The sequence below is a fragment of the Corallococcus sp. M7 genome, assembly GCF_054512695.1.
On record NZ_CM137252.1, the window covers coordinates 9,657,472 to 9,670,463 of the forward strand.

General features: G+C 70.0%; 12 protein-coding genes. 4 read left to right on the forward strand and 8 right to left on the reverse strand.

Translation table 11 applies throughout. From position 1 onward, the window contains the following. The first annotated feature begins 95 nt into the window (after positions 1–95). Both ACX114_RS38970 and ACX114_RS38975 read left to right on the forward strand, forming a co-directional pair. A complete protein-coding gene (locus tag ACX114_RS38970) occupies positions 96–485 on the forward strand; it encodes a type II toxin-antitoxin system RelE/ParE family toxin (protein WP_459300398.1) in 390 nt (129 codons plus the stop codon). Continuing rightward, positions 482–787: a helix-turn-helix domain-containing protein gene (locus tag ACX114_RS38975; protein ID WP_459292985.1), complete on the forward strand. Its 306-nt coding sequence runs from the start codon at positions 482–484 to the stop codon at positions 785–787. The genes ACX114_RS38970 and ACX114_RS38975 overlap by 4 nt, the downstream gene beginning before the upstream one ends. A 66-nt stretch (positions 788–853) precedes the next feature. Here the strand turns inward: ACX114_RS38975 and ACX114_RS38980 are convergent, their stop codons facing one another. Beyond that, positions 854–2,446 (reverse strand): methyl-accepting chemotaxis protein, encoded by a 1,593-nt coding sequence (locus ACX114_RS38980; protein WP_459292987.1) that lies wholly within the window; start codon positions 2,444–2,446, stop codon positions 854–856. 397 nt (positions 2,447–2,843) lie between these two features. After that, positions 2,844–3,218 (reverse strand): hypothetical protein, encoded by a 375-nt coding sequence (locus ACX114_RS38985; protein WP_459292989.1) that lies wholly within the window; start codon positions 3,216–3,218, stop codon positions 2,844–2,846. A 229-nt stretch (positions 3,219–3,447) separates the two neighbouring features. Here ACX114_RS38985 and ACX114_RS38990 point away from each other — a divergent pair, with 229 nt between their 5' ends. Further along, positions 3,448–4,785 (forward strand): sigma-54-dependent transcriptional regulator, encoded by a 1,338-nt coding sequence (locus ACX114_RS38990; protein WP_459300400.1) that lies wholly within the window; start codon positions 3,448–3,450, stop codon positions 4,783–4,785. A gap of 117 nt (positions 4,786–4,902) precedes the next feature. Beyond that, a complete protein-coding gene (locus ACX114_RS38995; protein ID WP_459292991.1) occupies positions 4,903–5,364 on the forward strand; it encodes a hemerythrin domain-containing protein in 462 nt (153 codons plus the stop codon). A 9-nt stretch (positions 5,365–5,373) separates the two neighbouring features. Here ACX114_RS38995 and ACX114_RS39000 read toward each other — a convergent pair whose 3' ends face one another. The 6 genes from ACX114_RS39000 to kdpF are packed head-to-tail and all read right to left on the reverse strand — an operon-like array spanning position 5,374 to position 12,863. Next, positions 5,374–7,209, reverse strand: a complete 1,836-nt coding sequence (locus tag ACX114_RS39000) for a HAMP domain-containing sensor histidine kinase (RefSeq protein ID WP_459292993.1) — start codon at positions 7,207–7,209, stop codon at positions 5,374–5,376. Beyond that, entirely contained in the window at positions 7,206–8,369 is a 1,164-nt protein-coding gene (locus ACX114_RS39005; protein ID WP_459292995.1) for a sensor protein KdpD, read from the reverse strand. The genes ACX114_RS39000 and ACX114_RS39005 overlap by 4 nt, the downstream gene beginning before the upstream one ends. A gap of 13 nt (positions 8,370–8,382) precedes the next feature. Then, positions 8,383–8,982, reverse strand: coding sequence for a potassium-transporting ATPase subunit KdpC (kdpC, locus tag ACX114_RS39010; protein ID WP_459292997.1), 600 nt, complete (start codon positions 8,980–8,982; stop codon positions 8,383–8,385). 21 nt (positions 8,983–9,003) lie between these two features. Next, entirely contained in the window at positions 9,004–11,064 is a 2,061-nt protein-coding gene (kdpB, locus tag ACX114_RS39015) for a potassium-transporting ATPase subunit KdpB (protein WP_459292999.1), read from the reverse strand. 2 nt (positions 11,065–11,066) lie between these two features. Next, entirely contained in the window at positions 11,067–12,764 is a 1,698-nt protein-coding gene (gene kdpA / locus ACX114_RS39020) for a potassium-transporting ATPase subunit KdpA (RefSeq protein WP_459293001.1), read from the reverse strand. Between the two features lie 9 nt (positions 12,765–12,773). Next, complete coding sequence (gene kdpF, locus ACX114_RS39025; protein WP_206786790.1) at positions 12,774–12,863, reverse strand: K(+)-transporting ATPase subunit F; 90 nt, start codon at positions 12,861–12,863, stop codon at positions 12,774–12,776. Positions 12,864–12,992: the final 129 nt, after the last annotated feature.

Consider the following 12,992-nt stretch of genomic DNA (forward strand, 5'->3'; position numbering starts at 1 on the left):
CCGTCTTCACTCGACGGGAGCACGCGACCCTGCCCCACTCCAAGCGCACCAAGACGTCCCCCCATCATCTTGACGGAATATCATCCAAGAATGATATTCCGTCTCATCAGCCTGAAGTCGTTGGCACCGATGAGTTCCGGGACTGGTTCCTTGCTCTCGACGAGGACACAGCGCGGTCCGTGGACCACGGGGTGGAGCTTCTGGCCGCGAAGGGGGTCGCACTTGGGTTCCCATACAGCAGTCAGCTCAAGGGCTCTTCCCAGCCGCTCCGGGAGCTTCGCATCCAGTCCGGAGGGCATCCCATCCGGGCCTTCTACGCCTTCGACCCTGCGCGCAACGCGGTCCTGCTCCTGGGGGGCGACAAGACCGGAGACAGGCGCTTCTACGAGCGGATGATCCCCCAGGCAGAGAAAATCTGGCTGCAATACCTCTGGGAGAGGGCCGCAGGACTTCACGACGATTCAAAGAAGGAGACGGAGTCATGAAGCTCCACAGCTGGAAGGGGATGCGCCGGGAGAAGTTCACGCCCGCGCAGCTCAAGGAGCAGGACGCACGCGTCCGGAAGGAACTCCTGGAGATGAGCCTACGGGAGGTGCGCGAGTTCGCGGGGATGACGCAGACACAGCTCGCCGAACGGATGGGCATCTCCCAGGGACAGCTCTCCCAGACCGAGGCCCGGGACGACCACCGGCTCTCCACGCTCCGGCGCGCCGTGGAGGCCATGGGCGGAGAAATCGAGGTCTCCGCCGTCTTCGGCGACAAGCGGATCATCCTCAAGGGCGTCTGACGCACGACGGGCCGCCCCGGTGTTCCGGAGCGGCCCGTGGGCCCTGCTGGACGCTGTCCTGGACGGCTAGACGCGGAAGGTGGTGGACAGCTCCTGGAGCTTGCCCAGGGAGGTGTTGATCTGCCCCACCGCCTGCTCGGCGTTGCTCGTGGCCATCACCACGTCGCTCATCATCTCCGACAGCTGCGTCACCACTTCCGTCATCTGCGTGATGCCCGCGTTCTGCTGCGTCACCGAGGCGACGATCTGCCGCGCCGCCTGGCTGCTCTCCTGCACCACCTGGGTGATGTCCTTCAGCGTCGTCGCGGACGAGAGCACCTGCTCGATGCCCTCCTCCATCTTCTGGCTGTCCTCCTCCGCGATGCCCACCGTCTCGCGGATGGCCTGGTTGATCTCCAGGAGGATCTTCCCGATGCGCTGCGTGCTCTGCAGCGACTGGCTGGAGAGCGCCCGCATCTCCTTCGCCACCACCGCGAAGCCCCGGCCCTCTTCACCGGCCCGCGCCGCCTCGATGGCCGCGTTCAACGCGAGCACGTTCGACTGGTCCGCCAGGTCCTTCACGCTGCCGATGATTTCACCCGCGTGCACCGCCTGCTCGGACAGCACGCCGATACTCCCCACCAGCGCGCCCACCCGCGCGCGGATCTGCTGCAACCCCTCCGCGCTGCGCTCGATGGACACCTGCCCGGAGGCGCTGTACGCGTCCGCCTGCGCCGCCACCTTCAACACCATCTCCGCGCGGCTGGCCGCCATGCCGGACGTCTGGGCGATCTCCGCGATGGTGGAGCTGGCCTCCGTGAGGCTGCGCGACTGGCTGGTCAGGAAGTTGAGCTGCTCGTGGCTCGCCGCGTTCAGCCGCGCCGCCGCCGCCGTCAGCTCCGTCACCACCGAGTGCAGCGTGTTGGGCACCGAGCCCAGCCGCGTCATCAGCGACTGGATGCTGCGCGCCAGCTCGCCCACCTCGTCCTGCGCGCTCGTGTCGATGGCCAGCGACAGGTCGCCCTCCCGCACGATGCGCGTCGCCGTCGCCGTCAGCCGCGCCAGGGGCGTCGTCACCTCGCGCAGCAGCCACACCGTGGCCACCGCGAGCGCCACGATGCACGCCACCGACAGCACCAGCACCCACGTCAGCGTCGTGCCGTGCAGCGAGGACACCTCCATGAAGGTCTCGCGCTGCGACGCCTCCTGCTGCGCCGTCACGGACTCCAGGCCGTCATGCATCGTCCGGTACGCGGGCTCCAGCTTCGCGAGCGCGGCCTCCGCGGCAGCGTCATTGCTCGCCGCCAGCGCCACCACCTGCGACGCTTCCTTCCAGTAGCGCGTGAAGGCCGCCTGCAGCACCTCCACCTTCGGGCCATCCACGTCCGGATACGTGCGCAGCGCCGTGAGCCCCTTCTGGAGCTCCGCCACCTGCGCGTCCAGCGTCTCCTGCTTCACCGCGTTCAGCGCCACCGCGTCGCCGACGTCCTGGTGCAGCGCGGCGAACCCGGCGCGGGCCGTCTGCGCCTGGCTCACCGACGGCGCCAGGCTGGAACCAATGCGCTCCGAGGCGTTCCGCGTGCGCGCGCCCAGCACCACCGTCACCGTCACGATGGCCACCAGGAACACCGCCGCCACCGTCGGCAGCACCATCATCTTCTGCTTGAGCCGCATCGCCATCACGCACCCCCTCGCGCGCCCATGTCACCCATCCCGATGAAGCGCGGCCGTACTCCCGCGCCGGGCCTGCTGCGCCAGCTCATTGTCGCTCATCCTTCCGCGGCCCCCACGGGCTCTCCCGGGGGCCGGGGCTCCGTCAGGACTCGTAGGATAGACAACACCTCTCCCCCCGACTCAAGCCCGCGTCCCTTGAATTGTCTCAGAAACGGGTCGGCATTGCCCCGCAGGGTCATGCGGGACACTTCACCCTGTCAGGTGGGACTCGTGGCGAAGGACGCCGCACGTCAGCCTGAGAGGGCCCTCGGACCACCCTGGCGCGATCATTCCAGCCCACCGGCATGGATTCAACGACGGTGGGGCCGACCGGGCAGGCGGCAGGCCGGCCGCCCGGCAGGGGTCAGCGGGTGGGCTGTGGGAGGAAGGGCTCCACCTCGCGGCGGCAGGCGTCGTCGCACTCGGAGAAGCGGACGAGGAACGCCGCGTGACTCGCGCACTTCTTGGGCCAGCGCGAGGCGCCGCCATCCGCCAGGCACAGCAGGCGGAACTCCTCGCGGGTCTCCGTGAAGAGGGCTTCACGCTGCGAGGGGGACATGGCGTCCAGCGCGCGGTTCTCCCCGCCCTGGAGCCAGATGAAGACGCCCACCATCGCCACGAAGACGAGGCCCAGCCAGGTGCCCTTGCGCAGCCAGATGCTGGGCGGTGGGGCCAGCTCCTTCGCGAAGATGTTCTTCTCGTCGCCCGCCTCGTCCGGAGGCGTCCCTTCGTTGCCCATGGGCTCCCTTCCATCCATGGCGCGTGCCAGCCGCACGGCCTTGCCGCAGCAGACACCAGCCCGTTCCACGTTGCACCTTGCAACCGCCATCCGGGGCACACCGTGCCGGACGCGATGCGCCCCCCGAGGCTTGCGCCGCCCGGCATCCGACAGACGGGCCCGGCACACGGCGTGCTCTTAGACTGTGACCATGGAAGTGCGTGCCAGTGCCGAGGCCACCGAGCGCCCCATGCGGGTGCTCGTGGTGGACGACGAGCGAAACATCCGCCACACCCTGCGCGTGTGCCTGGAGGGCCTGGGCTGCGAGGTGCGCGAGGCCGCCACGCCGGAGGCCGCGCTCGCGGCGCTCGCCCAGGGCCCGGCGGACCTGGCGTTCGTGGATCTGCGGCTGGGCAACGCGTCCGGTCTGGAGCTGCTGCCCCGCCTGCTCGCCGAGTCGCCCGCGCTGGACGTCATCCTCATCACCGCCTACGCGACGTTCGACACGGCCGTGGAGGCGGTGAAGCGTGGCGCGCGCGACTACCTGCCCAAGCCTTTCACCCCCGCGCAGATCCGCCACGTCCTGGAGCGCGCGAAGGCGCAGCGGGAGCTGACGTCACACCTGGGAGACCTGGAGGGGCAGCTCGCGCAGGCGGTGCCGGAGGCCACGCTGGAGACGGCGTCGCCAGCCATGCACGCGGCCATCGGCTTCATCCAGCGCGCGGCCACGTCGGACGCCTCGGTGCTGCTGCGCGGGGAGAGCGGCACGGGCAAGGGGGTGCTCGCGCGGGCGCTGCATTCGATGAGCGCGCGGCGCAAGCGGCCCTTCGTCACCATCAACTGCCCCACCCTGTCCGAACAACTGCTGGCGAGCGAGCTGTTCGGCCACGCGCGCGGCGCCTTCACGGGCGCGGTGAAGGACCAGCCGGGGCGCGTGGAGCAGGCGGAAGGGGGCACGCTCTTCCTGGATGAAGTGGCGGAGATGAGCCCCGCGCTCCAGGCGCAGCTGTTGCGCTTCCTCCAGGAGAAGCAGTTCGAACGGCTGGGCGAGGCACGCACGCGCAAGGCGGACGTGCGCGTGGTGGCGGCCACGCACCGCGACCTGGAGAAGGACGTGGCGGAGGGCCGCTTCCGCGAGGACCTGATGTACCGGTTGAACGTCCTGGAGGTGAAGCTCCCTTCGTTGCGCGAGCGGCCGGAGGACCTGCTCCCGCTGGCCCGCCGCTTCATCGCCTTCTTCGCGAAGGCGGCGCAGCGTCCGGCCCCGGAGCTGTCGCCCGCCACGGAGGCGATGCTGAAGGCCTACCCCTGGCCGGGCAACGTGCGCGAGCTGCGCAACGCGCTGGAGCGGGCGCTCATCGTGGGCGCGTCGGGCGTGGTGGAGCCGCAGGCGTTCCCGGAGCGCATCGCGTCCGCGGTGGGGCCGGGGGTGACGCTGGGCGGGCCGCACACGCTGGAAGCGGTGGAGCGCGAACACATCCTGCGGGTAATGGCCTCCGTGCCGACGCTGGATGAAGCGGCCCGGCTGCTCGGCATCGACGCGTCGACGCTGTGGCGCAAGCGCAAGAAGTACGAAGCGGAGACGTGACGCAAGCGGCCTGTGCGCCAGTGCATGCAGCCCGGCACTGGCGGCCGGGGCGTGCAGGGGCGCTCGTCCTGGAGAGTGGATTGCGTCCTTGCGCGCGCGTGCGAACCCTGGCCCTTCATGAACCTCATCGACGTGCTCATCCAGCAGCACCGCGACGCCGAGGCCCTCTTCGAGGCCTGGCACCATGCGCCGGACGAAGAGAAGGCGGAGCTGAGCCTGCGCCTGGCCGAAACGCTCACCCTGCACAGCACTCTCGAGGAGCGCTGGGTGTATCCCGTCGCGCGGAGCGTCGTGGACGGGCCGCGCATCGACTTCGCGGTGGAAGAGCACGGGGAGATGACCCAGCTCATCTCCGAACTGTTGCGCGTCCGCCACGACGCGCGCCGCCGCGAGGCCACGGTGCGGCAACTGGAGGCGGTGGCCGCGCAACACATGACGGAGGAGGAGCGCGAGGTGATTCCCCGCCTGCGCAAGATGGACGCGAGCGCGTTCGGCCTGTCCAGCGCTGAAATCGTCCGCTCCGCGTCCGATGCGCGCAAGGAAGCGATGCGCCAGTTGGAGACGTCCGCGCCGATGTGACCGTGGGCCTCAGCCCTGTTCGGGCCGCGGCAGCGTGAACCAGAAGGTGCTCCCCTGCCCCGGGGTGCTCACCACGCCCAGCTCGCCGCCGTGGGCCTGGACGATGTCGCGGGCGATGGACAGCCCCAGCCCCGCGCCTCCCGCTGGCGCGCCCGGGGCCCGGTAGAACTTCTCGAAGATGCGCGCCTGCTCCTGGGCGGGGATGCCCTCGCCGGTGTCCTTCACCTCGAAGCGCACGTGGGGGCCTTCGCGCGACACGCGCACGGACACCTCGCCGTCGTGCGGCGTGTGCTTCACGCCGTTGCCCACCAGGTTGCCCAGCACCAGCTGCATCCGGTCCGGATCCACCCGCACCGTCTCCACGTCCGGTGACAGGGATTGCGACAGGCGCACGCCCCGGTCCTCCGCCAGCGCTCGCTGCGCGGACAGCGCCTGCTCCACCAATTCCTCCGTGCGCACCTCCCGCACGTCCAACTGGAGCTGGCCGGCCTGGATGCGCGACAGGTCCAGCAGGTCGTCCACGATGCCCTGCAAGCGCTCGCAGTCCTCGCGCGCCGCGAAGAGCAGGTCCGCCTGCTTCTCCGTCACCTGCCCCACGACCCCTTCGGCCACCAGGTGGATGGCCATGCGCAGCGACGTGAGCGGCGTGCGGAACTCGTGCGCCACCGTGGCCACCAGGTCGTTCTTCAGCTCGTCGAAGCGCCGCAGCCGCGTCACGTCCTGGAGGATGAGCGTGGCGCCCACCACGTCCCCGGTCTCTCCGTGCACCGGGCTGCCTCGCGGCAGGAGCCACCGGACGCCCTCCGGGGATGCCTCGACGCGCACCGCCTCCTCGTAGCCTCGGGGCTGGTACGCGCCCCTTCCTCCCACGACGTGGGCTCGCACGCGCTCCAACACGGCGCGCACCTCTGGCTCCACGCGGCCCAGCGCGTCCCCGCCTTCGTCCAGCCGCAGGCGCAGCACGTCCTCCGCCGCCGCGTTCACGTTGAGCAGCCCGCCTTCCGCGCCCAGCACCAGCACGGGGTCGGGCAGGCTGTCGATGGCTGCCTGGGACACCGCTTGCGCCTGGAGCAGCTCGCCCAGGCTGCTCTTGCGGTACTGCGCCAGCCGCTCCGCCATGGTGTTGAAGTCCCGCGCGAGCCCGGCGATCTCGTCCCGCCCCTCCACCACCGCTCGCGCCTCCACGTCGCCCTGCCCCAGACGGCGCACGGCTTGCGACAGCACGGACACCGGCCGGAGCGCTCGCTGCACCAGCGACGTGGTGAAGAACAGGCCGAAGCCCAGCGCCGCCACCACCGCCAGCACCATCAGCGTGTTCACCCGCTCGCTCTGCTGGCGCAGCCGGTCGTTCTTGCGCACCATCGCGTCCTGGTTCAGCGCGAGGACGGACGACGCCGCGGCCTTCGCCTCCTGGAAGGCCGGCGCGAGCGCTTCGAAGTAGCGCGTGCGCGCGGCCTCCGCGTCACGTGCCTGGAGGAATACGTCGAACTCCTCGCGGTACTTCGTCCACGCGGTGCGCAGCCGCTGCGTGGCCTCCGCCTCACCGGGTTCGGTGATGTTGCCCTGCTGGATGCCCAGCTCTGTTTCCAGCGATGGGCGCTGCGTGGCCTGCTGGGTGAGGCCCCGCTCGCGCTCTCCCGCGATGATGAACAGCGCCGCGCTGTCCATGCGCTCCAGCTGCTCCGTGATGCGCTGAGTGGCGAGCACGCTGCGGTAGTTGTCCTCCAGCACCTGCTGGCCGGAGCGGCCCACGCGCGCCAAGGTGATGACGGCCGTGGTCCCCAGGAAGAGCAACGCCAGCACCAGCGGCACCTGGGCCAGCAGCAGACGCGAGCGCAGCGTCATGGGCGCTTCTCCTCGTGGGATTCGAAGGACACGACGTGGATGTCGAAGCCCTCCCCTTCCCGCAGGAGGCGCGCGTCCGCGGTCATCCCCAATCGCTGGCGCCACTTCGCCTGGTTCGAACGGCCGATGATGATGTGCCCCACGCCGTGCGAGCGGGCGAAGTCCAAGAGCGCCGCCACCGGGTCGCTGGAGCGCAGGCGCACCACCTCCGCGCCCAGCTCCTTCGCCTTCTCGATGTTCGTCAGCAGGTGCCGCTGCGCCTCCGCGTCGATGAGGTTCGGCGCCTCGCGCGGCGTCTCCACGTACACCACGAACCAGTCCGTGTTGAGCCGGCCCGCCATGCGTGAGCCCCGGCGCAGCAGTGTCGCCGCTCGCGGTGGATGGCTGGAGAGGGCCACCATCACCCGGCCCCATGCGCCTCCCTTCTGGGATGGGTCCTCGCCTGCGCGGACCTGTCTGCCCGTGGTGGCGCGGTCCAGGCTCTCCGCCACCTCGCGCAGGGCCAGCTCGCGCAGGGTGGAGAGGTTGTCTCCGGTGAAGAAGCGCTCAAGCGCGTGCGGCACCTTGTCCGGCGCGTAGATCTTCCCCGCCTTGAGCCGTTCGTGCAGGTCCTCCACCGCGAGGTCCAGGTTCACCACCTGATCCGCCGTCTTGAGGAAGCTGTCCGGCAGCGTCTCCCGCACGGTGACGCCGGTGTTGCGCTCCACCAGGTCGTTGAGGCTCTCCAGGTGCTGCACGTTGAAGGCGCCGATGACGTTGATGCCCGCAGCCAGCAGCTCCTGCACGTCCTGGTAGCGCTTGCGGTGACGGCACACGGGCGCGTTGGTGTGGGCCAGCTCGTCCACGATGGCCACCTGCGGCTTGCGCGCGAGGACGGCGTCCAGGTCCAGCTCCTCCACGGTGACGTCGCGGTACGTGAGGCGCTGGCGGGGCACGAGCTCCAGGCCCTCGACCAGGGCCTGCGTCTCCGGACGGCCGTGGGTCTCGACGAAGCCCAGCACCACGTCCACGCCTCGCGCCTTGAGCGCGTGCGCCTCCTCCAGCATGCGGAACGTCTTGCCCACGCCCGCCGCGAAGCCGATGTAGAGCTTCAGCCGGCCGCGCCGGCCTCGCTCCACCAGCTCCAGGAAGTCCTCCGCGCGAGGGCGCCGCGTCGTCATGCCTGCGTTCTCCTCACCGGGAGGCCGTGGGCGCGGGCCCGCCGAACTGACGGTCCATCGCGAGGTTCAACGTGAGCACGTTCACCCGGGGTTCTCCCAGCACGCCGAACGTCCGTCCTTCCACCCGTGACAGCACCAACGCCCGCACGCGCGCCGGGTGCACGCCGCGCGCCCTGGCCACGCGGGGAACCTGCCACAGCGCGGCTTCCGGCGACACCTGCGGATCCAACCCGGACGCGGAGGCTGTCACCAATTCAGCGGGCACGGGGCCTTCGGCCTCGGGGTTCTCGCGGCGCAGCCGGTCTGCTTCCGCCACGGCCCGGTCGCGGAGCTTCTGGGAGGTGGGGCCCAGGTTGCTGCCGCCGGAGGCCGTCGCGTCCCAGCCCGTGCCGGCGGCGGAGGGACGCGGTTGGAAGTAGCCGGCTTGAGTGAAGCCCTGGGCGATGAGCGCGCTGCCCACCACCCGGCCCCGGTCGTCCTTCACCAGCGACCCGTTGGCTTCATGCGGGAACAGCACCTGCGCCACGCCGGTGACGGTCAGGGGATACAGCACGCCCGTGAGGGCCAGCGTGACGGCGCTGACGCGCAGGGCGGTGAGGAGCGAGGAGACCATGGGTGTTCCTTTCTTGTGTGCTCAGGCCAGGCCCACGGTGGTGAGCAGCACGTCGATGACCTTGATGCCCACGAACGGGACGATGACGCCGCCCACGCCGTAGAGGAGCAGGCTGCGGCGCAGCAGGGCCGCCGCTCCTAGAGGGCGGTAGCGCACGCCCTTCAGCGCCAGCGGGATGAGCGCCACGATGATGAGCGCGTTGAAGATGACGGCGGACAGGATGGCGCTGAACGGCGACGTCAGGCCCATCACGTTGAGCGGGGCAATCTGCGGGAAGACGCCCATGAAGAGCGCCGGGAGGATGGCGAAGTACTTCGCGACGTCGTTGGCGATCGAGAACGTCGTCAGCGTTCCTCGCGTCATCAGGAGCTGCTTGCCCACCTCCACCACCTCCAGGAGCTTGGTGGGGTTGGAGTCCAGGTCCACCATGTTGCCGGCCTCCTTGGCGGCCTGGGTGCCGGTGTTCATCGCCACGCCCACGTCCGCCTGGGCCAGCGCGGGCGCGTCGTTGGTGCCGTCGCCCGTCATCGCCACGAGCTTGCCCTTGCCCTGCTCCGCTCGGATGAGCGCGAGCTTCGCCTCCGGGGTCGCTTCCGCCAGGAAGTCGTCCACGCCGGCCTCCCGCGCGATGGCCGCCGCGGTGCGCGGGTTGTCTCCGGTGATCATCACCGTGCGGATGCCCATGGCGCGGAAGCGGTCGAAGCGCTCCCTGATGCCGCCCTTCACCACGTCCTTCAGGTGGATGATGCCCAGCACCCGCGCGCCCTCCGCCACCGCGAGCGGCGTGCCTCCCGCGTCACCGATGCGGCCCGCCGCCTGGGTCAGCTCCTCCGGCACGGTGCCGCCCTGCGCTTGCGTGTGGCGGACGATGGCGTCTACGGCGCCCTTGCGGATGCTTCGCGGGTGCGGATCCACCAGGTCGCAGCCGCTCATGCGCGTCTGCGCGGTGAAGGGGACGAAGGTGGCCTGATGCGCTCGCAGCTCGCGCGGACGCATCTTGTAGGTGTCCTTGACCAGCGTGACGACGGAGCGTCCTTCCGGGGTCTCGTCCGCGAGGCTCGCGAGCTGCGCGGCCTCCGCCAGCTCCTCCACGCGCACGCCTGGCATGGGCAAGAGCTCCGTGGCCATGCGGTTGCCCAGGGTGATGGTGCCTGTCTTGTCGAGCAGCAGCGTGTCCACGTCCCCTGCTGCCTCCACCGCTCGACCGCTGAGCGCGAGCACGTTCTTGCGCAGGAGCCGGTCCATGCCCGCGATGCCGATGGCGCTCAGGAGGCCGCCGATGGTCGTGGGGATGAGGCACACCAGCAGCGCCACCACCGCCGTGCCAGAGAGCGGCACGCCCGAGTAGAGCGCCAGCGGCACCAGCGTCACGCACGCCATCAGGAACACCAGCGTGAGCCCCACCAGCAGGATGTGCAGGGCGATTTCATTGGGCGTCTTCTTGCGGGCCGCGCCCTCCACCAAGCCAATCATCCGGTCGAGGAACGACTCGCCCGGGTCCACGCTGATGCGGACGACGATGCGGTCGGACAGCACCTTCGTGCCTCCGGTCACGGCGGAGCGGTCGCCACCCGACTCGCGGATGACGGGGGCGGACTCGCCGGTGACGGCGGACTCGTCCACGCTGGCGATGCCCTCCAGCACCTCTCCGTCGCCGGGGATGATGTCTCCGGCCTCGCACACCACGCGGTCGCCCTTGCGCAGGGCGGGGGCTCCGACGCGTTCTTCTCGTCCATCGTCGGTGAGGCGGCGGGCCTGGGTGTCCTGACGCATGCGGCGCAGGGCGCTTGCCTGGGCCTTGCCCCGGCCCTCCGCCACGGCTTCCGCGAAGTTGGCGAAGAGGACGGTGAACCACAGCCACAGCATCACGGACACTGTGAACCACATGGGCGCGGTGGGTTCGTGCTGGGACGTGAGGTCCTTGAGGACGAACACGGTGGTGAGCAGGCTTCCGGCCCACACCACGAACATCACGGGGTTCCGGGCCACGTCGCGAGGGTGGAGCTTCTTGAGGCTCTCCCAGACGGCGGGCTTGAGCAGCGCGGGGTCCAACAGCGAGGCCTGTTTGCTTGCGGGGGCCATGGTCAGAACACCTTTCCGGCCTTGCCGAGGAAGTGCTCGACGATGGGGCCCAGGGACAGCGCGGGGAAGAACGTCAGCGCGCCCACGACGACGACGACGCTCACGAGCAGGCCGGTGAAGAGGACTCCGTCGGTGGGGAAGGTGCCGGGCCCGGGAGCCACGGTCTTCTTGCCCACGAGCGAGCCCGCCAGCGCCAACACCGGCACCATCATCAGGAAGCGGCCCGCGAGCATCGACACGCCCAGGCTGATGTTCCAGAACGGCGTGTTGGCGTTGAGGCCCGCGAAGGCGCTGCCGTTGTTGGCGACACCGCTGGTGAACGCGTAGAGGATTTCGGACAGGCCGTGCGGCCCGGCGTTGTTGAGGGACGACGTGCCCTGCGGGAGCACCGCGCCCACGGCCGACAGGCCCAGGATGACCAGCGGGAAGACGAGCACGTACAGCATCGCGAGCGTCATCTCGCGCGCTTCGATCTTCTTGCCGAGGAACTCCGGCGTGCGGCCCACCATCAGGCCCGCGATGAAGACGGCGAGCACCGCCATCACGAGGATGCCGTAGAGGCCCGCGCCGACGCCGCCGAAGATGACCTCGCCCAGCTGCATGTTGACCATGGGCACGAGCCCGCCGAGCGGCGTGAAGCTGTCATGCATGGCGTTGACCGCGCCGCAGGACGCGTCGGTGGTGACGGTGGCGAACAGCGTGGAGGCCGCGACGCCGAAGCGCGTCTCCTTGCCCTCCAGGTTTCCGGAGGGGAGGACGTTCGCGGCGGTGAGCGCGGGGTTCGGTTGGGATTCGGCGGCGTAGCTGGCGCCAGCGCCCACGAGGAAGAGGACGGACATGGCCGCGAAGAGGACCCAGCCCTGCTTCGTGTCGCCGGTCATCTTGCCATAGGTGTACGTGAGGCCCGCGGGCAGCAGGAAGATGAGCAGCAATTGGACCAGGTTGGTGAGCGGGGTCGGGTTTTCGAAAGGGTGGGCGCTGTTGGCGTTGAAGAAGCCACCGCCGTTGGTGCCCAGCATCTTGATGGCCTCCTGCGAGGCCACGGGGCCGAAGGCGAGCGTCTGCTTCACGCCCTCCACGGTGGTGTGCTCGGGGTACGGCGCGAGGTTCTGGAGCACACCCTGCGAGACGAAGAACAGGGCCGCGAGGAAGCTCAGGGGCAGGAGCACGTAGAGCGTGCCGCGCACCAGGTCGACCCAGAAGTTGCCCAGGGACCGGCGGGTGAGGCCGCGCGCGAGGGCGAGCGCGACGCCCAGGCCCGTGGCCGCGGAGACGAAGTTCTGCCACGTCAGCCCCAGCATCTGGGTGGCGTAGCTCATCGTGGATTCACCGGCGTACGACTGCCAGTTGGTGTTGGCCACGAAGCTGGCGGCGGTGTTGAAGGCGAGCGCAGGGCCCACGGCGGGCAGGCCCTGGGGGTTGAGCGGGAGCACGTGCTGGAGCCGCTGGAGCGCGTAGAGGACGACAAGGCCCACGGCGCTGAAGGCGAGCAGGGCGACGGTGTACTGGCCCCATGTCTGCTCGTGTTTGGGGTCCACGCCGCACAGGCGCAGCAGGGCGCGCTCGATGAGGCCGAGCACTCGGGGCAGGGGTTGGGTGTCGGCCTCGAAGACGCGGAAGAGGTAGAGGCCCACGGGCTTCGTCAGCGCGAGGATGAGCGCGAAGAACAGCAGGGTCTGGAGCCAGCCAATGAGGGTCATGGCGGGCTCCTAGAAGCGCTCGGGCCGAAGCAGGGCGTAGACGAGGTAGATGGACAGGAGGACCGCGAGCGCGGTCCCTGCGGCGTATTCGAAGCTCATGGCTCCAAGGGCATGAGCATCCGCCGTACCGGAGCGGGCCTCCGTCAGGCCCAGGCATTCCGAGGGGTTGCGGACGTGGCACTCACGCCCGGATTGCAATGTGCACGAACCCGCTCCGTGCGCCCCTGC